Annotated in this window: 22 protein-coding genes; 10 read left to right on the forward strand and 12 right to left on the reverse strand. The window is 36.5% G+C overall.

Annotated features, from left to right (window positions below):
• Window positions 1-93: 93 nt before the first annotated feature.
• The 6 genes from trxA to ACJRPK_RS04400 all read right to left on the reverse strand — a co-directional run bounded on the left by trxA (window position 94) and on the right by ACJRPK_RS04400 (window position 7,439).
• Window positions 94-411, reverse strand: a complete 318-nt coding sequence (trxA, locus tag ACJRPK_RS04375) for a thioredoxin (RefSeq protein WP_148781241.1) — start codon at window positions 409-411, stop codon at window positions 94-96.
• Window positions 412-524: 113 nt separating this feature from the next.
• Window positions 525-716: a hypothetical protein gene (locus tag ACJRPK_RS04380; protein WP_148781242.1), complete on the reverse strand. Its 192-nt coding sequence runs from the start codon at window positions 714-716 to the stop codon at window positions 525-527.
• Between the two features lie 153 nt (window positions 717-869).
• Window positions 870-5,255 (reverse strand): DNA polymerase III subunit alpha, encoded by a 4,386-nt coding sequence (gene dnaE, locus ACJRPK_RS04385; protein ID WP_407138575.1) that lies wholly within the window; start codon window positions 5,253-5,255, stop codon window positions 870-872.
• A gap of 152 nt (window positions 5,256-5,407) precedes the next feature.
• A complete protein-coding gene (locus ACJRPK_RS04390; RefSeq protein WP_407138576.1) occupies window positions 5,408-5,863 on the reverse strand; it encodes a ferritin-like domain-containing protein in 456 nt (151 codons plus the stop codon).
• A gap of 64 nt (window positions 5,864-5,927) precedes the next feature.
• Window positions 5,928-6,377, reverse strand: coding sequence for a ferritin-like domain-containing protein (locus ACJRPK_RS04395; RefSeq protein WP_407138577.1), 450 nt, complete (start codon window positions 6,375-6,377; stop codon window positions 5,928-5,930).
• 210 nt (window positions 6,378-6,587) lie between these two features.
• The gene (locus ACJRPK_RS04400; RefSeq protein WP_407138578.1) at window positions 6,588-7,439 is read right to left on the reverse strand and encodes a DUF6252 family protein; all 852 of its coding nucleotides are present in this window, start codon (window positions 7,437-7,439) and stop codon (window positions 6,588-6,590) included.
• A gap of 330 nt (window positions 7,440-7,769) precedes the next feature.
• Here ACJRPK_RS04400 and ACJRPK_RS04405 point away from each other — a divergent pair, with 330 nt between their 5' ends.
• From ACJRPK_RS04405 to ACJRPK_RS04415, 3 genes are read left to right on the forward strand one after another with little or no spacing between them, the layout of a single operon-like run.
• Window positions 7,770-8,300: a 30S ribosomal protein S16 gene (locus ACJRPK_RS04405; RefSeq protein ID WP_148781247.1), complete on the forward strand. Its 531-nt coding sequence runs from the start codon at window positions 7,770-7,772 to the stop codon at window positions 8,298-8,300.
• Between the two features lie 14 nt (window positions 8,301-8,314).
• On the forward strand, window positions 8,315-8,842 hold the full coding sequence (gene rimM, locus ACJRPK_RS04410; RefSeq protein WP_407138579.1) for a ribosome maturation factor RimM: 528 nt from the start codon (window positions 8,315-8,317) through the stop codon (window positions 8,840-8,842).
• Between the two features lie 4 nt (window positions 8,843-8,846).
• Window positions 8,847-9,560, forward strand: coding sequence for a tRNA1(Val) (adenine(37)-N6)-methyltransferase (locus ACJRPK_RS04415; RefSeq protein WP_407138580.1), 714 nt, complete (start codon window positions 8,847-8,849; stop codon window positions 9,558-9,560).
• A gap of 76 nt (window positions 9,561-9,636) precedes the next feature.
• On the opposite strand, the gene ACJRPK_RS04420 is transcribed toward ACJRPK_RS04415, so the two are convergent.
• Complete coding sequence (locus ACJRPK_RS04420; RefSeq protein ID WP_407138581.1) at window positions 9,637-9,948, reverse strand: hypothetical protein; 312 nt, start codon at window positions 9,946-9,948, stop codon at window positions 9,637-9,639.
• A gap of 555 nt (window positions 9,949-10,503) precedes the next feature.
• Window positions 10,504-10,806: a hypothetical protein gene (locus tag ACJRPK_RS04425; protein WP_148781251.1), complete on the reverse strand. Its 303-nt coding sequence runs from the start codon at window positions 10,804-10,806 to the stop codon at window positions 10,504-10,506.
• Window positions 10,807-11,192: 386 nt separating this feature from the next.
• Between ACJRPK_RS04425 and ACJRPK_RS04430 the strand changes: the two genes are divergently transcribed.
• Window positions 11,193-12,371: an acyl-CoA dehydrogenase family protein gene (locus ACJRPK_RS04430; RefSeq protein ID WP_407138582.1), complete on the forward strand. Its 1,179-nt coding sequence runs from the start codon at window positions 11,193-11,195 to the stop codon at window positions 12,369-12,371.
• Window positions 12,372-12,424: 53 nt separating this feature from the next.
• The gene (locus ACJRPK_RS04435; protein WP_407138583.1) at window positions 12,425-13,663 is read left to right on the forward strand and encodes an NAD(P)/FAD-dependent oxidoreductase; all 1,239 of its coding nucleotides are present in this window, start codon (window positions 12,425-12,427) and stop codon (window positions 13,661-13,663) included.
• A 21-nt stretch (window positions 13,664-13,684) separates the two neighbouring features.
• Here the strand turns inward: ACJRPK_RS04435 and ACJRPK_RS04440 are convergent, their stop codons facing one another.
• Entirely contained in the window at window positions 13,685-14,242 is a 558-nt protein-coding gene (locus ACJRPK_RS04440) for a TetR/AcrR family transcriptional regulator (RefSeq protein ID WP_148781254.1), read from the reverse strand.
• Window positions 14,243-14,266: 24 nt separating this feature from the next.
• Window positions 14,267-14,740, reverse strand: coding sequence for a TspO/MBR family protein (locus ACJRPK_RS04445; RefSeq protein ID WP_407138584.1), 474 nt, complete (start codon window positions 14,738-14,740; stop codon window positions 14,267-14,269).
• 99 nt (window positions 14,741-14,839) lie between these two features.
• Between ACJRPK_RS04445 and mvaD the strand changes: the two genes are divergently transcribed.
• From mvaD to ACJRPK_RS04470, 5 genes are all read left to right on the forward strand, one after another.
• Window positions 14,840-15,925, forward strand: a complete 1,086-nt coding sequence (gene mvaD, locus ACJRPK_RS04450; protein ID WP_407138585.1) for a diphosphomevalonate decarboxylase — start codon at window positions 14,840-14,842, stop codon at window positions 15,923-15,925.
• A gap of 45 nt (window positions 15,926-15,970) precedes the next feature.
• A complete protein-coding gene (locus tag ACJRPK_RS04455; RefSeq protein WP_407138586.1) occupies window positions 15,971-16,906 on the forward strand; it encodes a mevalonate kinase in 936 nt (311 codons plus the stop codon).
• Window positions 16,907-16,918: 12 nt separating this feature from the next.
• Complete coding sequence (locus ACJRPK_RS04460) at window positions 16,919-17,824, forward strand: geranylgeranylglycerol-phosphate geranylgeranyltransferase (protein ID WP_407138587.1); 906 nt, start codon at window positions 16,919-16,921, stop codon at window positions 17,822-17,824.
• A gap of 79 nt (window positions 17,825-17,903) precedes the next feature.
• Entirely contained in the window at window positions 17,904-18,857 is a 954-nt protein-coding gene (locus tag ACJRPK_RS04465) for a carbon-nitrogen hydrolase family protein (RefSeq protein ID WP_407138588.1), read from the forward strand.
• 47 nt (window positions 18,858-18,904) lie between these two features.
• Complete coding sequence (locus tag ACJRPK_RS04470) at window positions 18,905-19,744, forward strand: pseudouridine synthase (protein WP_407138590.1); 840 nt, start codon at window positions 18,905-18,907, stop codon at window positions 19,742-19,744.
• Here the strand turns inward: ACJRPK_RS04470 and ACJRPK_RS04475 are convergent.
• Window positions 19,725-20,591: an alpha/beta hydrolase gene (locus ACJRPK_RS04475; RefSeq protein ID WP_407138591.1), complete on the reverse strand. Its 867-nt coding sequence runs from the start codon at window positions 20,589-20,591 to the stop codon at window positions 19,725-19,727. The genes ACJRPK_RS04470 and ACJRPK_RS04475 overlap by 20 nt on opposite strands.
• Window positions 20,581-21,768: a mannosyltransferase gene (locus tag ACJRPK_RS04480; protein WP_407138824.1), complete on the reverse strand. Its 1,188-nt coding sequence runs from the start codon at window positions 21,766-21,768 to the stop codon at window positions 20,581-20,583. Before ACJRPK_RS04480 ends, ACJRPK_RS04475 begins: the two co-directional genes overlap by 11 nt.
• Window positions 21,769-21,864: the final 96 nt, after the last annotated feature.

The raw sequence follows: 21,864 nt of genomic DNA on the forward strand, positions 1-21,864 counted from the left end.
CGCGATTAAGTATCAATATATGGTTCAAGCTGGCTCATAAAAAAAGGGCTCGACTTATTAGTCAAACCCTTTTTATTATTTTATTTCTAATGATTATACTAATGCATCCAGTGCTTCAGCATAGACATTCTTTGGTGATACACCTACCTGACGTCCAACTACTTCTCCATTTTGGAAAACAAGAACAGTTGGAATATTACGTACGCCGTACTTAGCTGCAAATTCTTGATTTGCATCTACGTCTACTTTACCTACAACAGCCTTGCCATCATATTCTTCACTGATTTGCTCGATGATTGGTCCAACCATTCTGCAAGGGCCACACCAAGCTGCCCAAAAATCTACCATTACCGGTTTATCGCTTTTTAATACTACTTCGTCAAAAGTAGCATCTGTAATTTCTAATGCCATATTACTAGTTTATTAAAGTTCTTGTTACTAATTACAAAATTAGTCAATATTTCTTCGAATCCTTACAATAGGTGTATACGTTTTGATTATTAAGACATCAAGGTAATTGATGCTTAATTAAGCAACTCACATTCCTTGCAATCTTTGGTCTCACCATAGTAAGTTTCTCGATACTTATGAACAACTCCCATAGGTATATTCAAAAAATATTTTTTAATATAAACCACTTTAGAGGTTAAGATCCCCATTTTTTTATGGTATCTCTTTTCTAATTTGGTTTGTCGTCTTACTTCAATTAACTTCATGAATCTGTTTAATGATTAGCCTACAACTTAACAAAATCTAAAGAATGAGAAAATTATCTCTGTTAAAGTAATATTAATTCTCTGATTTTTTACAAATAAGTATTTGAAATACAGGTAGTTGTATTTTAAGGGAATTTTATTATGTTTATGACTTTAATTGAGCTTATAGTAAATGGATTCATTTTCAAGAATAGTTAATAGTTCCGGAGATATATTAACTTTCTGTTTACGACTTGGCATATGTAACTTAAGTTGCTCTGCCATTTCATAGATTACAAAATTTAAGGTATGGTTGCCCGAATAGGAGCTAAGCACCTCTTTTAATTGATCAATCCGAGCGTCAGAGAGTTCGTTGATGTCTAACTGGATCGTTAACTTCTTAGCATAGCTCTCCATAACATCATGTAATAACTGAAAACTGTTAAATTGAATTCGCGGATCTCCTTTCTTTCCGGTTTCACGATTCGTCCAGCCTTCTTTTATATAGGCTTTTGCATAGACAAAGGTGCTTTTGACGAGAAAGGGCCGGTGTTTTAAGTATTCTTCTCCAAAAATTCTAAATTCATGGGCGGTATTATAGTCTTCAATACTAAAAATAGCCCAACCTTTTCCATTTTTGGATGTACGATGTTCTACATTAGTGATAACTCCTCCAAAAGATAACTCTTGGTTGACGTTATTTTCCATGTCTGCAAAGTTTTGCAAGGTTGCATTGCAAAAATATTGCATTTCATATTTAAAATCATCCAGTGGATGACCTGATAAATAAATGCCTACTACCTCTTTTTCTCTTGCAAGTTTCTCCATAGTTCCCCATTCTTCACATGGTGGAACCACCGGTTCCGGGATTTGCACTTCACTAGCCTCACCGAATAAACTTACTTGTGAAGAATTTTCGCTTTCCTGAAATTTAGATCCGTAACGAATAGCTTTTTCTAAGAAAGTGATACCATCACCTTCTTCATGAAAATATTGACCGCGATGCGTGTCGGTAAACGAATCAAAACCACCGGCTAGCGCTAAGCTTTCAAAAGCTTTTTTATTAGCAGCTCTCAAATCGATGCGCTTGGCAAAATCAAAGATTGAGCGATATGGCCCATTTTCTTTTCTGTTTTCTACAATAGTTGCTACAGCACCGGTTCCCACACCTTTAATCGCTCCCATACCAAAACGAACTGCCCCTTCTTTATTTACAGAGAATTTGCGATACGATTCATTCACGTCAGGACCTAATACATCAAGTTTCATACGTTTACACTCTTCCATAAAAAAGGTAACCTGCTTGATGTCATTCATGTTATTGGATAGCACCGCCGCCATATATTCGGCAGGATAATGTGCTTTGAGATATGCGGTTTGATAGGCAATCCACGCATAGCAGGTGGAGTGAGATTTGTTGAATGCGTAGGCAGCAAACGCCTCCCAGTCCTTCCATATTTTTTCTAACTTATCCTCAGCATGTCCTTTGGCGGATGCTTGTTCGATAAATTTTGGTTTCATTTTATCAAGAACAGCCTTTTGCTTTTTACCCATTGCTTTACGCAAAACATCGGCTTCACCTTTTGTGAAATCTGCAAGTTTTTGCGACAATAGCATTACTTGCTCTTGATAAACTGTAATTCCATATGTTTCTTGCAGGTATTCTTCACAAGCTTCGAGATCATATATAATTTCCTCTTTACCATGTTTCCGATTAATAAAACTAGGAATATACTCTAACGGCCCCGGTCGATATAAAGCATTCATTGCTATCAAATCGGCAAAAACTGTTGGTTTCAGCTCTTTTAGATACTTCTGCATTCCTGGAGATTCATATTGAAAAATCCCTACGGTTTCTCCTCTTTGGAAGAGCGCATAGGTTTCTTCATCGTCAAGCGGAAAACTTTCCGGATCCAAATCTACGTTATGTTTTGCCTTTACAATCTTAACCGTATCCTTAATTAAGGTCAGTGTTTTGAGGCCCAGAAAATCCATTTTTAGCAAACCCGCACTTTCAACAACAGAGTTGTCAAATTGAGTACAGTACATATCTGAATCTTTTGCCAGTGCCACCGGAACGAACTTGGTAATGTCATCTGGAGTTATAATTACTCCACAGGCATGAATTCCTGTATTCCGTACCGAACCTTCAAGCACACGCGCTTGATTTAGGGTCTCTGCTTCGAGATCATTCCCTTCGGCAATTTTGAGTAGTTCGTTGATCTTTTCAAGATCATCACTTCTAAATTTCTTTTTAAGCGTAGCTTCATCGACCCCAAAGATTTTGCCAAGCTTTGACATGTTAGGAATCAATTTAGAAATTCTATCAGCATCTCCAAGGGGAAGATCCAGTACTCGGGCAGTATCACGGATAGATGATTTTGCTGCCATGGTTCCGTAAGTAATAATTTGAGCTACTTGATTTGACCCGTACTTTTCGATCACATAATCCATTACGCGACTACGACCCTCATCGTCAAAATCAATATCGATATCCGGCATACTTACACGATCCGGATTCAAAAAACGCTCAAAAAGCAAGTCGTACTTGATGGGATCCAGATTGGTAATCCATAGACAATAGGCAACGGCAGAACCTGCAGCAGAACCTCGGCCGGGTCCGACAGATACATCCATGTCTCTTGCAGCACGAATAAAATCTTCGACAATCAGGAAATATCCGGGATACCCTGTTTTTTCAATAACCTTTAGTTCAAAATCCAGACGCTCATAAATCTCAGGCGTAATTTCACCGTACCGTTTCTTGGCACCTTCATAGGTAATATGTCTCAAATAGCTATTCTCACCACGTTTACCGCCATCGACTGCGTCTTCTTCAAATTGAAACTGTTCGGGGATGTCAAATGCAGGTAGTAATACATCTCTTGCAAGTTCAAAAGGCTCAATCTTGTCTACTACTTCTTGTACATTCGTAATCGCTTCCGGAAGATCGATAAAAAGTTCCTTCATTTCGTCTTGCGACTTAAAGTAATACTCCTGGTTTGGGAGTCCATACCGATATCCACGACCGCGTCCTATGGGGGTAGCCTGTTTTTCGCCATCCTTTACACACAATAAAATATCGTGAGCATTGGCATCACCTTGCTCGCAATAATAGGTATTATTTGTAGCAACAAGCTTGATATTATGTTTTTTTGAAAACTCAATAAGTACTGGATTGACGCGATTTTCATCTTCTTGATTATGTCGCATGATTTCAATATATAAATCATCTCCGAACTCTTTATGCCACCACAACAGGGCTTCTTCGGCTTGTTTCTCACCAATATTCAGTACTTTACTTGGCACCTCACCATATAGATTACCTGTAAGCACGATGATATCTTCCTTGTATTGTTTGATAATTTCTTTATCGATTCTTGGTACATAGTAAAAGCCGTCAACAAAGGCTGTGGACGACATTTTGGCGAGATTGTGATAGCCATTCTTATTTTTTGCCAACAGAACAATCTGGTACCCATTGTCCTTGCGTGATTTATCTTTATGATTCTCACAAACAAAAAATTCACAACCAACGATGGGTTTTATTTCGGTACCGCGTGCATCTTCACCTTTGTCAATTGCTTCTGCATTAGCCGCCTTCATCGCTTTGTTATGACTGGCAACACCTTGCACAAAATGAAAAGCCCCCATCATATTGGCATGATCGGTCATAGCTACCGCAGGCATATTGTTTTTTGCAGCAACCTGAATTAAATCCGGAATACTGGTTGTTGATTGAAGCACCGAAAACTGTGAATGATTATGAAGGTGGGAAAATTGAACAGCGTCCAATGTCTCCAGATTTTGTTTTATATCGCTTTGGGAGACATCGTTTTTTTCTTTTTTAGAAAGCGCTTCGCGAATTTTCTCTGAAGCTTTTTTCAGATTAATATGGCGCAACCCAATCAGCTGTATTTCCGTTGGGTTTTTCTCTTTGAAGCGATCAAAATAATCCGAAGAAACATCTAATTCTTCTAGAGTAAATAGTTGTTTTCTAACTAGCTCAAAAAAACATCGGGTTGTGGCCTCTACATCGGCGGTAGCGTTATGCGCTTCACCAAAGGCTTTTCCGAATAAAAATTCGTGCAGTTCGGTAAGTGTAGGAAGTTTAAATTTTCCTCCTCTACCTCCGGGGATCTGACATAGTTGTGCGGTTGTTTCTGTACAGGTGTCAAGTACGGGAAGATTTTGCAAATCATTGCCAAGTGAACGTCTATGAAACTCAGCCCCCATAATGTTAATATCAAAACCAACATTTTGACCTACCACAAACTTTGTCTTAGATAATGCGAGGTTAAACTTTTCTAAGACTTCATCCAGCGGGATACCTTCCTGCTGAGCTAATTCGGTTGAAATACCATGTATTTTCTCCGCATCATAGGGTATGTTGAACCCATCGGGTTTAACAAGATAGTCCTGATGCTCGATACAGTTTCCCATTGCATCATGTAACTGCCATGCGATCTGTATACACCTTGGCCAGTTATCCGAATCAGTTATAGGAGCGTCCCATCGTTTAGGTAAACCAGTAGTTTCAGTGTCAAATATCAGATACATAAGCAAATACGTCTTTGAGAATTGTGATGATAATCAATGCTCAAAAATAATCAAAATAGGCTACGTTATCACGTAAAGTTCTTTAGACTTATTAACGAAGTAAGGCTGATTTTATAAAAAAATCAGCCTTACTTCGTGTGTTAACTTAGTTTTTATGCATGAGATTTTTGTACATACATTTTATCTTTGTTGATCGCGCTTAGAATTTCGTTTTTGTGACTTGCAAAAATTTTATCTAGCGTTGGTGGCAGGTCTTTTTCTTGTAGGAGTTCTTCATAATCTTGAAGTGCTTTCTCATCTCCTCTGATACATTCTTCTAAGATCAACTTTTCATCATTACTTGAAAAGAATGTTTTTACATCTATCCATGCACGATGCAAGTCGGCGCTAAAGGTTGTGTCATCCTCCGGAATTTGGCCGTACTGCAGAATTTCTTTGCGTAACTCATCGACAAAATTAGAACGTTGTTCTATGCGATTTCTAAAGTATGCTTTTAATTCGACGCTTTCTGTATTATCAGCGGCTTTCTTATAACCTTCTACCGAATTTACATTGTTTTGTAATAGTGTATTTAGTTTTTCTGCTATCTCTTTTTTAAAGCTCATCATGTTATATTTTTAGTGAAGAAAAGCCCGTAGTACTCGGGCTTTTAATGTGTAGTTGTCTTCTTTTTTAAGAAAAAGAGGATTCAAAACGCTTTACGTCATTTAAAGCTTCTGAAATGTTATCGCGATGTTTCTTTAAAATCGTTGTGGTAGAAAGAGGGAGCGAAGTTTCTTTTAATACTTCAGTATACTCTTCGGCTGCGGCTTTTTCTCCACGAATAGTTTCTTCTAATATGGATTCTTCGCTATTTGCTGAAAGTGCCGATTTAATATTCATCCAGGTGCGATGAAGATCTCCTTTGACACTAGTACCTTTATCTGGACTTTCTCCGAATGATTTGATCTCATTCTTAATTTCATGTCCAAAATTGTATCGTTCTTGTGCTCTATTATTAAAATAAGCTTTTAGATCGTTATTTTTTACATTCTCTGCTGCAGTTTTATATCCTTTTTCTGCATCGTAATTTTTTTCCAACAATTCATTGAGTTGTTTGGCTACTTTTTCTGAATATTTCATAGTTTTTTCTTTTTACAATTAATTAATTAGTCATGTTTTATTACTATAAAGATATCTTTGAAAACAGTTGATGTCAAGCCAATTAACAAGCTTTATGAGATATTAACGGAGATTAACAATCCCTATCGTAGCTTGCTGTTAAATTTGTTAATTAAAAAAGCGCCTTACGTTAGTGTAAAGCGCTTTCGCGAAATAGATATGTACTTGGGGTTAATATCCGAAATCGAATGTTCCTTCGGTAATTTCGTGTTGATTGCGGGTAGCAAAGGTAAAAGTACCATTAATACATCTCGTGGTAGTATCGTGGTTTGTAATTGTTATGCTTCCTGACTGTGCAGCAGACTTGTCTTTATTAAGACTGTAGGTGGCACTGTACTGTCCGGATCCTGAAAGAGAGTATTCACCGGCAACTACGTCGATTGGAACTACCAATTCTATAACTTCGTCGTCATTTGTCGCGGTAATTCTAAGTGATGCATCTTCTACTCCTATTATAACAGCCTCATGTGTGTCGCCAATAAACTCTGTAGTATCTACTAATCCTGTCATCGAGGCATTGAGCAAACATGGGTTTATAGCAATTTCTTCTTCAGAAGTTTCAGGAGTAGGTATTGTTCCGGGTATAAGCGGAATTCTATAAAACCATCCATTTTGAAAAGTGACAGCATTACCGTACTCATCTTTCAAATTTGTAAAGTTAAAAGTTCCCGAAATAGTGTTGTCTGTATGATTTGTTATGGTTGTAGCTCCCGAAGATTCTCCTGATTTACTTAAGAATTTGAACGAAGCATCTGTATAAGCGACCTCACCATGCGTTTGATCATCCAATTTGTAATTCCCAACAGAAGATGAAGGTATGGTAATTGTTAGTGACTTATTGCCTGCACTACCTAATATAATAATGGTTCCATCATCGAGAAGAGTGGCTTCTTTTATGTCAGAATTAAACAATTCACCATCAATGGCTACCTGTAGGCCGGGCGTATTTACCTCAATATCGTTGGTACATGAGAGTAAGGTAGAAATGAGGCAAAAAAGAAAAAAAGTAATTTTGTTAATCATATAATTATGGTTTTAAGCCAAGATTACGGTTAAACCGTAATAATGTTACTGATTACAAACATAAGAGATAAACAGCAAGTAAACAAGTATTTATGAAAATAATTACTAAATTTTATCGATAAAAATGTATTTTTTTCGACGAAATACACTTTTTGTAAGTATTACTGGTTGTTTCGTAGGATTATTTCTGAAATCTATTAAAAGGGTTGATTGCTCTGAAATATTTACTGAGTACCAAATAAATAGAAAAAAATTAATTTATATATGAAAATAAAGTATCTTTGCAGCCTTTAATTATAATCCGGGTCGAGTACCCAAAAATTAATTTTTATGCCTGTTAAAATTAGATTACAGAGACATGGTAAAAAAGGGAAACCTTTTTACTGGATCGTTGCAGCAGATGCAAGATCAAAAAGAGATGGTAAATTCTTAGATAAATTAGGAATCTACAATCCAAATACTAATCCAGCAACAATCGATTTAGATATTGATGGAGCGGTAAAATGGTTACAAAATGGAGCGCAACCAAGTGATACGGCTAGAGCAATCTTGTCTTATAAAGGTGCTTTATTGAAGAATCACCTTGCTGGTGGTGTAAAAAAAGGAGCGTTAACTGAAGCGCAAGCTGAAGAAAAGTTCCAAGCATGGGTATCTGAAAAAGAAGGTACTGTTGATGCTAAGAAATCTGAACTTGCTAAGAAAGAAGAAGATGAAAAAGCAAAAGCATTGGCTGCAGAGAAAGAAGTAAATGCAAAGCGTGAAGCTGCTGCTGCTGAGGCTGAGGCTGCTGCAAAAGCAGAATCTGAAGCTGCTGCTGCATCTGAAGAAGTAACTGAAGAAACAACTAACGAAGAAGAGTAGTTGAACCACTAACGATGAAGAAAGAAGAATGCTTCTATCTGGGAAGAATCGTAAGTAAATTCAGTTTTAAGGGAGAGGTGTTGGCAAAACTTGACACCGATGAGCCCGAAACTTATCTAAATATGGAATCAGTATTTGTTGATTATAACAACAATCTGGTTCCATATTTTATTGAAAAATGTTCCCTTCACAAAAGTGATTTACTGAGAATTCGTTTTGAAGATGTCACTTCTGAAGAAGAGGCGGATGACTTAATGAAGGCAGATCTTTATCTTCCTTTAACGCTCTTACCTAAATTAGACGGAGATCGTTTTTATTATCATGAGGTCATAGGATTTACAGTAATTGACTCTAATTTTGGAGTTGTAGGTACTATCAAATCTATAAACGACACTACATCGCAAGCATTATTTGAAATTGATAATAATGGCACCGAAATTTTAGTACCAATGAATGATGAATTCATTCAAAAGTTAGACCGTGAAAAGAAGGAGATTCTAATTACAGCTCCAGACGGTCTTATTGAACTCTATTTATCTTAGTTTCTTGAGTACTCCATTCAAATTTAAAGAATTTACAATTGCTCAAGATCGCTGTGCGATGAAAATTGGTACAGATGGGGTGCTTCTTGGTTCATGGATACCACTGACAGGTAATGAAACCTCTACTTTAGATGTAGGTACAGGGACGGGTGTAATTGCTCTAATGCTTGCGCAACGGTCTAATGCAGAAGTAGTAGATGCGATTGAGATTGACCCGGATGCTTACGAGCAAGCAGTAGAAAATTTTGAAAACTCTCCATGGGGAGATCGTTTGTTTTGCTACCATGCATCTTTTCAGGAATTTTTTAATGAAATTGAAGAAAGCTACGATGTAATTGTAAGTAACCCTCCATTTTTTACAGAAGACTTCAAATCAGATAATCCACAGCGTAGTGTGGCACGTTTTGAGGATGCACTTCCTTTTGAGCATTTACTTTATGGGGTATCTAGATTATTATCTAAACAAGGTCGGTTTGCAATGATCTTACCCTATACGGAAGAGGAGTCGATTCTTAATCTAGCTGATACCTATACGCTATTCCCTGAAAAAATCACCAGAGTTCGAGGTACCGCTGCAACTCCAATTAAACGTAGCATGATAGTTTTTGGAAGAAGTAAAAAAACTTTTGAGGAAGAAGAACTTACAATAGAAATTTCGCGTCATCAATATACTCCAGAATATATAGCATTGACCAAAGCTTTTTATTTAAAAATGTAAAAGGAGTACCTTTTACGATACTCCTTTTGTTTTTAATTGCTTGATGTAGCAATGATACTGCTTAAATAAGTTTTATTTATTCAGAAATCCAATTCCCTTCTGCATCAACATATACTTCCATACTTTCTCCATCTTCTTTAGCTAGCTCTAATTTAAAAGCAGAAGCGTCTTGCTTTGCTGAAGCTTTGCTAATGGTTGCACCTGCAAAATCCTTAGCTACTGCATCGATAACAGGTTGTGGTAAAGTTTCAACAGCTACATCTGTATATTTTTCTTGAGTTGCACTTACTTCAGTAGTGCTATTTATTGCTAAATCTTGTGCTGCTACTGCTTGAGTTCCAAATGTAAAAGCTAAAACGGCTACTGGTATTACAAATAATTTTTTCATGGTTCTTGTTTTTAATTAAGTTTTAAATTGATAACACTTTATATAAAGTAATAATTGTACCAAAAGAACTTGTTGTTATTTTATTGGTGTAAGGTGTTATATTTCAATAGTTTAGTGTTTATCGTGAATTTTCATTAAGATTTTCTTATGTAGATATTGTGTGGAAATGGCTACAAGAGTGTGGATTATTTTCCTACATACGTTAAATAAAGTTGCTTACTATAAAACCGTATAAGCAATTGAGGAGTTTATTGAGTTAACCAAGAGTTGGTATGTTAGACCATATAGTATTTCTGGTATTATTTGCAGCTAAGGATATCAATGTTCTGTGTAAAGTAATGAGTTATGGTTAAGAATCATTCATTCGAAAGTGAGACTTGCCCTGAATGTTTTAAAGCGGTGTACTATGTTTTTAATTCAAATGAATGTACCGTATAGTATTGGTTAAATTTTTTTCAAAAAAAAAGAAACCCATAACGGGTTTCTTTCCTTTCTCATAAATGATTTTTTTAGTCTTTAGATAGTGGTCTATTTAAGCTATCTAACAATAAGATGTTATTCAGAGATCCAATTTCCTTCTGCATCAACATATACTTCCATAACCTCACCATCTTCTTGAGTAAGCTCTAGTTTAAATTCTGATGCATCCTGTTTTGCGGCAGCCTTACTTATAGTTGCTCCTTCATAATCGTTTGCAACAGCATCTAATACAGGTTGTGGTAAATTCTCAACTGCTAATTCAACATACTTTTCTTGTAGTGTTACCTCGGTTGCATCGTTTACTGCAAGATCTTGAGCAGCTACTGATCCTATTGTCAAGGTTAACGCTAATGCTGGTAATACAAATAAATTTTTCATCGTTATAAGTTTTATTAGGTTTTAATTCTAAATTAAATTCATATAAGTAATAGTAATAAGTGTGCCATCTGCTAATTGTTTCTAGGATTATATTTAGTAAACTGATTTACAGTGTCTTGAAAAGTTGTGTTAAAGAACTCTTAATGTAAGAAAAGTGAGATAAAGTGTAGATTTTTGTAGGAATATGAGGATTATTTACTCAGTATTTACGGTACTTCCAAAAATTTTGGACTAGTTGTAATTAATCTTCGGAGTTTTAACTTAAAATGGTATAACACTGCTTCGCTTTTATCAAAATATATTGGGGGTTAAAAAATTGTGTTCTCGTATTGCTTTAGTTACATTTGTTAGTATCAGAATAGTATGTACGGTCTAAATTTTTATATATGAAGCCAGATTTATTTCAAGCCCCCGATTATTATCAGATAGATGATTTGTTAAGCGATGAGCATAAAATGGTCAGAGATGCTGCGCGCAGTTGGGTAAAACGCGAAGTCTCACCTATAATTGAGGAGTACGCGCAACGAGCAGAGTTTCCTAAGCAGATAATTAAAGGTTTGGCAGATATCGGTGCTTTTGGTCCCTACATACCGCAAGAGTATGGTGGTGCTGGACTAGATCAAATCAGTTACGGTCTGATTATGCAAGAAATAGAACGAGGAGATTCTGGTGTACGGTCTACAGCTTCCGTTCAGTCATCTTTGGTGATGTATCCTATATTTAAATATGGTACCGAGGCGCAACGTAAAAAATATTTACCAAAATTGGCATCCGGTGAGTTTATGGGATGCTTTGGCTTGACAGAGCCAGATCACGGCTCAAACCCTGGCGGAATGACTACTAATTTTAAAGAAGAAGGAGGGTATTATGTTCTCAACGGAGCTAAACTTTGGATATCCAATGCTCCGTTTGCTGATATAGCTGTGGTTTGGGCAAAGGATGCATCTGGAAGGATACACGGATTAATTGTAGAGCGGGGAATGGAAGGGTTTACTACGCCGGAAACACATAATAAATGGTCTTTGAGAGCTTCGGCAACCGGAGAATTGATTTTTGATAATGTAAAAGTGCCTAAAGAGAATTTATTACCCGGTAAGAGTGGGCTTGGTGCACCTCTGGGATGTTTAGACTCGGCAAGGTTCGGTATTGCTTGGGGAGCAATTGGTGCAGCGATGGATTGCTATGATACAGCTTTGCGTTATGCAAAGGAGCGTATTCAGTTTGATAAACCTATCGGAGGTACACAGTTACAGCAAAAAAAACTAGCAGAAATGATCACCGAAATTACTAAAGCGCAATTGTTAGCATGGCGCTTAGGTGTTTTAAGAGACCAAGGTAAAGCTACCTCGGCTCAAATTTCTATGGCTAAAAGAAACAATGTGGATATGGCGATAAAGATAGCCAGAGAAGCACGACAGATACTTGGGGGCATGGGAATCACCGGAGAATATAGTATTATGAGGCATATGATGAATCTTGAAAGTGTAATTACCTATGAAGGTACGCATGATATTCACCTGTTAATTACTGGTATGGATATCACCGGAATCTCAGCATTTGTCTAAGTAAATTATTTCTAAGGACTTGTTTCCCTTCGGTTTTTGACTAATTTTACACGATGAATTATGACGTGATCGTAGTAGGCGGAGGTGCAGCTGGTTTTTTTACAGCAATAAATGCAGTAGATAAAAACCCAAATCTCAAAATAGCCATTCTAGAGCGAGGTAAGGAAGTGTTATCTAAAGTAAGAATCTCTGGTGGCGGCCGCTGTAATGTGACGCATGCAGAGTTTATGCCTAATGATTTAACTAAAAATTATCCTCGTGGCGAAAAAGAATTAAGAGGTCCCTTTCATACTTTTATGACTGGCGATACTATGGCTTGGTTTGAAGAACGTGGGGTGCCTTTAAAAATTGAAGAAGATGGACGTGTTTTTCCTGTGTCCGATTCATCAGAATCTATTATAGATTGTTTCCTGAAGGAAGCAAGAATACACCAAATTGACGTAAAAACTAATCACGCGGTAAAAGAATTTCAAAAATCATCAGATTGTTGGGAGGTGCACACCTCAAAAGGTATGTTTAAGGCCAAGTACCTCGTAGCAGCCACTGGAAGTAATCCAAAAATATGGACGCTGTTAGATCAAAAATTTCATAAGACAGTAGCTCCGGTTCCTTCTCTATTTACTTTTAATTGTAAGGACAGTCGAATTAAAAATTTGCCTGGAATTGCTACGCACGCTTCGGTAAAAGTAAAAGGAACTAAGTTGAAGTCAGAAGGGCCGGTGTTGATTACACATTGGGGGCTGAGCGGACCGGCTATTTTAAAATTGTCTGCTTGGGGGGCAATAGAACTCCATGCAAAAGCTTACAAGTTTGAAATTGAAATAAATTGGTTACACGAACAAACAAGTGAAGAAGCATTTATTGGGTTACAAGAACTCAAACGTCAATATACTAAACAATATGCATTTAAATACGCGCAGTTTGACTTACCAAAGCGCTTGTGGCAATCGCTAGTGATCGCTTCGGGAATTACCGAACAAACACGATGGGCAGATCTCAAAAAAGAACAATTAAGGAAGTTAGCAACGCAGCTCACCGAATCAAAATTTAGTATCAACGGTAAAAGTACGTTTAAAGAAGAATTTGTCACTGCCGGAGGTGTCATTTTGCAAGAAGTCAATTTTAAAACGTTCGAGAGTAAAACACATCAGAATTTATTTTTTACCGGTGAAATTTTGAATATCGATGCTATTACAGGAGGGTTCAACTTTCAAAATGCGTGGACAAGCGGTTACATTGCAGCATGCACTTTGGCTGAAAAATCTTTGGAAGAAAAGAAAAATACGAATTAAATAGCAATACCATTCATCGTTTTATTCTTTTACAAATCCTCTCCAGGAAATTTCAATTGCTTGCTGTAAGTGTTTTTCTTGTAGCGTTACCTTTTCATTTTCATGAATTTTTACGATAGAAACTACATTTCCAAAGAAAAGCTCTTCCATTACCATGGTGTTATAGGATTTAAAAACCTTATCTCTGATTCCGTTTCTAAAATACAATTCTATCTCACTAAAATATTTTCTCGCACGATCCTTTAAAGATTGTGGTATTTCTGGTGAGCGTGCAATTTGCTCAGAAAAAACGAAGGCTAACGGATTGTTCACAAAATAATGGAACAAATTCATCCACATAGTTGAAAACTGCTTTTTGTAATCCCCCTGATCTGTATTTCTCATCACTACAGTTCCAAAATCCTGGGTTAGCATCAGATAGAGTTCGGTGATTATCTCCTCCTTATTTTTGAAATGATGATATACCGTTCCATTGGCAACTCCAGATTCTTTTATAATCTGCGATAGCGATGTAGCATTTATCCCCTGAGTAGTTATTAACTCTAAGGTGGTTTGCAAGACTATTGCTTTTTTACTCATGTGTTATATTTCCTTGTTCAACTATTAATTAAGCTGCCATATGCTATAGTTCAAAATTGCCGCAAAAGCAATCCATATAGCGTAAGGAATAAGTAGGTAAGCGGCGGTATTATTGACGACTTTAAACCATTTGATGGTAAAAAGGATAAGGATAAACAGGGCAGTTATATCCAGTAGCGCTAATAAGGGGCTTCGCAAGCCAAAAAATAGTATAGACCATGCTGCGTTTAATAAGAGTTGAAAACCGAAATGGTATAAGGCTACTTTAACCCATTTATGATAAAAGCCGCGACTCCAAACCATACCAGCTGCTATTCCCATTAATATATACAATACAATCCATACCGGGCCAAACACCCATTGCGGTGGGGTGAAGGCGGGTTTAACTAACGAAGGGTACCAAGAACTCATACCTGATTGCGTAGCAATACTGCTCAAAATGCCTATGGAAAGACAAATAAAAACAGCAATACTAATACGAATTAATTTTTTCTTCATAGCCCTACCTTAGTCAAGCACTAAAATAGCAATTTATTTTCACTAGCTCTACTATTAAATTCGACTAAGCACTTATCTTTGTCAAAATGTTTTTTTTTGATGAGCAGTTCTACAGCGTTTATTTCACCAGTTTATTCAAATTTACCCGACAAAGGAACGATACGATGTACGTCGCCGAGTAATATAGCTTTGGTTAAGTATTGGGGAAAAAGAGAAGTACAATTACCGGAAAACCCTTCGATAAGTTTCACTTTGTCCAATTGTTACACCGAAACCTCACTCGAGTATACAAAGCTTAGTGAAATACAAGAAACTGTCAAGTTTGATTTATTATTCGAAGGAAAAGAAAAACCGGATTTTAGACCAAAAATAGAAGCATTTCTACAACGTATTTTGCCGTATGTTTCCTTTGTAAAAAATTACAAGTTGAAAATTGATACGCAAAACACCTTTCCTCATAGTAGTGGAATAGCCTCCTCTGCCAGTGGCATGAGTGCCTTGGCGTTTGCATTAGTACATTTAGAAAAAATAATTAACCCTGAATTGTCTCAGGAGTTGCTTGTGCAAAAAGCATCCTTTTTATCCAGACTTGGTTCGGGAAGTGCATGTCGCAGTATAGAGGGTCCGGTGACTATGTGGGGAAAGCACAATGCTATTGCAGAAAGTTCTGATGCATATGCTGTCAAGGTACCTTTTGAAGTTCATAAAAACTTTGATAACTACCAGGATGTCATTTTACTGATAGACAAAGGTGAAAAACAAGTGAGTAGTACTGTAGGACATAACCTTATGCATGGCCATCCCTTTGCACAAAAACGATTCGAACAAGCTCACGATGCTGTCGATGACTTGATCCAAGTTCTTAAAACAGGAGATCTGGATCGTTTTATCACGCTAGTAGAAAGCGAGGCATTAACATTGCATGCCATGATGATGACCTCATTACCATATTTTATTTTAATGAAACCCCATACCCTTACAGTACTTCAGAAAGTTTGGGAATATCGTAAAGAAACGGGTTCAAAAGTTTGTTTTACTCTCGATGCAGGAGCTAATGTCCACCTCCTGTTTCCTGAGAATGAAAAAGATAAGATTTACGATTTCATTAAGACAAGCTTAGTTGCGTATTGCGATAAAGGACAGTATATTTGCGATAAACTTGGATTGGGAGCCAAAATAGTGTAATTTTATCACTATAAAGACGACAACTACAGTAAGCACTATCAACTGATGAAAGGACCACTATTTTATTCTAAGATTCTTCTGTTTGGAGAGTATGGTATTATTAAAGACTCCAAAGGTCTCAGTATTCCATATAATTTTTACAAGGGCGCTTTAAAAGTTTCAGATAATCCTTCTGAAGAAGCTATCAAGTCGAATACGCATTTGAAGAATTTTGCAGCGTACCTGCAATCTATTCAGAATGATGCATTAGTCACTTTTGATTTTAAAGCTTTACTTAGTGACGTGGCATCAGGAATGTATTTTGATAGCAGTATTCCTCAAGGATATGGAGTTGGAAGTAGCGGCGCTCTAGTTGCGGCGATTTATGATAAATATGCTGTTGATAAAATTACCATTCTTGAAAATCTAACACGAGATAAATTACTCAAATTAAAAGAAATTTTTGCTGTGATGGAATCTTTTTTTCATGGCAAGAGCTCAGGCTTAGATCCTTTAAATAGTTACTTAAGTTTACCTATTCTTATTCACTCCAAAGATAATATCGAAGCAGCTGGAATTCCGTCTCAAAGTACAGAACAGAAAAAGGGAGCAGTTTTTTTATTAGATAGTGGTATTGTAGGTGAAACCGCACCGATGGTGAGTATTTTTATGGAAAATATGAAGCAAGAAGGTTTCCGTAATATGCTCAAAACACAATTTGTTAAGCATACCGATGACTGTGTTGATGATTTTTTGAAAGGAGATGTAAAATCTCTTTTTATGAATATAAAAAAGCTATCCAACGTTGTTCTTGATAACTTTAAACCAATGATACCTCAACAATTTCATGCTCTGTGGAAAAAAGGTATTGATACCAATGCATATTATCTAAAACTTTGTGGTTCTGGTGGCGGAGGTTACATTCTAGGTTTTACAGAAGACTTTGATAAAGCGCAAGCAGCACTAGAAAATTATAAGTTAGAAGTAGTTTACAACTTTTAAAAAGCAGTATGTATGCTGTCCAGAAAAAATAAACTCATATTGCTAAAGCTGTTGAGTTTGTTTTCGGTGGTTCGTGGTTATAATATTCTAATTATTGTAATTGCGCAATACTTAACCTCAATCTTTATACTGGCTCCTCACGTTCCTATTAGTCATATACTGTTTGACACTAAACTGTTTGTTTTAATTCTAGCTTCTTCAATTGTCATTGCTTCCGGTTATATTATCAATAACTTTTATGATCGTGAAAAGGATTTAATTAATCGTCCGCAGAAAAGCATGTTGGATCGATTAGTAAGTCAGCGTACAAAGTTAACCGGATATTTTGTCCTTAATTTTTTGTCGGTCGTTCTGGCAAGTTATGTTTCATTTAGAGCTGTTTTATTCTTCTCTATATATATTTTCGGAATTTGGATTTATTCTCATAAACTAAAAAAAATCCCTCTTTTCGGTAATATTATAGCAGCTTTGCTCTCAATCATACCTTTCTTTGCAGTTTTTGTCTACTATAAAAATTTTGACCATGTAATATTTGTACATGCTTCTTACTTGTTCTTATTATTGGTAATACGAGAAATGGTTAAAGATTTAAGCACGATAAAAGGGGACTTAGCACAGGATTATCATACACTGCCTATTTTGTATGGTGAGAAGGTATCCAAACGTGTTATTACTATTTTGGTGCTTGCTTGTATTTTACCTACTTACTTATTGCTCACACAGTACGATATTGGCTATATGGGAATCTATTTTAATATCGTGCTATCATTACTCTTTTTCTTTTTGGTTGGTTTATGGTTGTCTAAGGCTCAAAGACACTATCTATGGTTACATAATGCCATGAAATTCATCATTGTTTCAGGTGTTTTCAATATAGTTCTTATAGATATAGAGAGTATCTTACGTAAGTTCTTATAGCGTAATATAGCTTGCATGTGTGACCTCTAAGATTAAGGGTAAGGACATTTTGGTTGCAACATAACTTAAATATACATGTATGAAATCATCACTAACAGTTGGCTTAGCACAAATAGCACCAGTATTTTTGGATAAGGAGAAAACCTTAGCAAAAATTGAGGCAACCATTATAGATGCTTCTGAGCAGGATGTAGCATTACTCGTCTTTGGAGAAGCCTTATTACCCGGATATCCTTTTTGGTTAGCCCTGACTCAAGCAAGTGAGTTTAATAATTCTGTTCAAAAAGAGATCCATGCGCATTACGCTATGAACTCGGTTGTTATAGAAAATGGAGATTTACAGGGAGTATGTAACTTAGCTAAACAGTATAAAATCGCTATGTATATTGGCGTAATTGAGCGTCCTATGGATAGAGGAGGTCACAGTTTGTATGCCTCCTTGATTTATATTAGTGAAGAAGGAAACATACAATCTGTTCATCGCAAATTACAGCCTACCTATGAGGAGCGACTAAGTTGGTCCCCGGGTGATGGTAATGGATTACAAGTTCATGAATTGCCACCATTTACTGTTGGAGGCTTAAATTGTTGGGAAAATTGGATGCCGTTACCCCGAGCTGCGCTCTATGGTCAGGGAGAAAACTTGCATGTAGCAGTCTGGCCGGGAAGTGATTTTAATACCAAAGACATAACGCGTTTTATAGCAAGAGAATCCAGATCCTATGTGTTGTCAGTTTCTAGTGTACTCAAACTTTCAGATATTCCTCAAGATTTCCCGAATCGAGCTGCTATCTTTGGTTCTCTTAAGACTCCGTTGGCTAACGGTGGCTCCTGTATTGCGGGGCCCGATGGCGAATGGATAGTGTCTCCAGTAATTGATAAAGAAGAGCTGATTACCGCGACCTTAGATTTTAATGAAGTTTTGAAAGAGCGTCAAAATTTTGATCCTGTGGGTCATTATGCACGTCCTGATGTAACACGACTTTATGTAAACAGAGAACGACAAAGTACAATTCAACTAGATAAAGAATAGTTGCCTTATAAAGAGGGAATAAGCTATCTTTGTGCAAAATTTCAGATATGAGTCGTGGAGATAATTCCAATAAAGGAAGTAATAGTGGAAGACAGGGTGGAAAATCCAGAGGAAAATCTTATGCAAGAGGGAATGCCCCTATACGAAAAAAAGAACCGGTTAAACGAATTATCAAAGTCTCTGACGAGATGAGGCTTAATAAATTTGTTGCGAATTCTGGGGTTTGTTCACGTAGAGAGGCAGATTTATATATACAAACAGGAAGTGTTTGGGTGAATGGTAAGCCTATTACAGAAATGGGATATAAGGTAAAGCTTACCGATGAGGTTAAATTTGACGGAAGGTTGATTACGCCTTACAAAAAAGAATATGTGCTTCTTAATAAACCTAAGGGTTTTGTCACTACTAATAGTGCAGAAAAAACCAGAACCGTTATGGATCTGGTAGCAAATGCATCAAAATCGGTACTGAAACCGGTAGGGCGTTTGGATCGCAATACAACTGGTTTACTATTATTTACCAATGATGTTGATATCGAAAGGAAACTAATTGATCACAAAGTAGGCGTACGTAAGATCTATCATGTTGAGCTAAGTCGTAACTTAAAGTATGAAGATCTAATTAAAATAAAAGAAGGCATCAAGCTGAAAGAAGGTCTTATTAACGTAGACGAGATATCATATATTGATGGAGCTTCCAAAAATGAGGTGGGGATAGAATTAAAATCTTCAAAAAACAATATCGTACACAAATTATTTGAACATTTAGAATATGATGTTGTAAAATTAGATCGTGTTATTTATGCAGGATTGACCAAAAAAGATTTACCAAGAGGACACTGGAGGATTCTTACAGAACAAGAGGTTGTCAATCTTCGAATGATGTAGTTTCTTTTAATGCAGTAGTAAGTGGTGCAGCCAAAATATTTTTGAGAATATCATAATATTGCTTCGTAATATAAATTCCATTATGTCCTGCACCCTCAATCATTATGTGATTTATCTTATCTGGATACAGCGCCTTAAGTTTCTTTGAGTTTTCTTTGGGACTAATCAAAAAGTCTCTGGAGCCATGAAAGATATAGACGGGACAAGAAACTTCTGATAAGAATTGGTAGGAAGGGATTTCATAATTTATCAGCATTTGAGGTACAGGAGCAATACTTGCAATAAAAGTATTCCAAGAATAGTACGGGGCTTCTAGTATCAATAGCTTTGGATTGTTTTTTGCGGCGGTATATGCGGCAAAACCAGTTCCTAGAGAAAATCCAAGAACAATAATACGGGATTCATCGTAACGTGTTTTGACATAATTGTATACTTCTTGAGCATCATTATATAGTTGCTCTTCTTGAGAGTAAAAGCCATCACTTTTACCATAGCCACGGTAATCAACAAATAAAATATCATACTGGTTATCGGTGTATAGCGAAGCTCTCTTCCCCCAGTCATGGATAGCGCCTGCATTACCATGAAAATACAGAATCACACCCTTAGATGCGGTTGATGTTTTGAAAAGCAAGGCATTGAGCTCTATTTTTTCGGCAACTTTGATGTTGATTTCTTCAAACGGTTGTTCAAATTTGTACTCGTATGCTTTATCCAGTAATTTCGGATTAAAAAAGAACCGTTCCTGTCTAAAGTATAAAAAAACATAAGCCCCCAGAATAAGCAGGGATATACCTAAAATAGTTCTGAGAATTCTTCTCCCTGTTTTTTTGTAATTAATTTTCAAGATGAGAGGTCTTTGCTTTTTTATGCTGAAAGATTTCAAAAATAAATATACCGATTACGATTAGATATTCTAAAGCGACCAAAGCTAAATTTTCACTAAAATTAGTTTCGGCATACGCACTATAGCTTAATACAACTGTCAGTGACCACCAAAGAACATAACGATAGGTAGTAAAGATTGATAAAAAAACAGGAATCGCCAGATACCAGGGATGAACTGTAGTAGAGAGTAAAAAATAGAGAGAAATTGCAAACAACATAGCTGTAAGTACCTGAGGAAAATTTGAGTTTTTTCTAAAAATGCTCAAACTCAAAATTCCTAAAACAGATAGAACAGGTAATATTTTACCGACTGTTCCTATTATATTCCAACCAACAGTTTGATAACCGAACCATCTAATAATATAGTAGATGCTGGCATTAAATTCAAAATTTTGAAACCACAGTGCAATAGTTTGGCTAAAGTTTTGCAGAAATTCGTTACTTATAAAGGGAAGAAAGGTTAACAATGCAATCGTAATAGTCAGCGTATAAAAAAGCAACAATTTTGGAGCTTTTCTGAATCTGGAAGGTTGAGCTTTGTAAAATGGAATAAAATATTGAAAAAGCAACGGTAGCAGGAGCAAGGGTAACAATTTAACAGAGATAGAGAGTCCAAAAACCGCTGCAGCCCAATGCCATTGTTGTTTGGCTAATAAATATAGTGACCAAGCTAAGAAAAATACCATGACCGCCTCAAAATGTAAGTTTCCCGTCAATTCTATAATTATAAAAGGATTAAGAAAGTAGAAAAAAATATGATGCTCAGGTAAGTTTAGAAATGTGAGTAGTTTTTTGCCAAAATAAAGCGTCCCAATATCTGCTAAAATGATGATTGAACGGAGTATAATTACAGTTCCCAAAATACTGTTGTCTGCAATCAAAGCAGCAATGCTATAACAAAGCTGACTTAGCGGAGGATAATTAGTGTAGTGGCTTCCGTTTAACGCTCCCATTCCATCGTATAGGACTTCTGCCTGAGCAAGGGGAGCGTTACCTTGAGAGATCCACTCCAGCGGTAAAGTTAGGTATGGATTGAAGCCTTGTACCAGAAGTCTGCCATCCCATATAAAACGATAAAAATCCTGAGATAAGTTGGGGATGGCAAATAAGAACAGAAGCCTAAATAGCAATCCCACCCCTGCCAAGAATTTAAAATCATGCTTGTAAAGACTAAGTAGTTTGTATGCAAAGAAAAATAATGCGCTGTATAAGCAAACTAATTTTATAAAATC

The organism is Aquimarina sp. 2-A2 (assembly GCF_045505135.1).
Classification (GTDB): Bacteria; Bacteroidota; Bacteroidia; order Flavobacteriales; family Flavobacteriaceae; genus Aquimarina; species Aquimarina intermedia.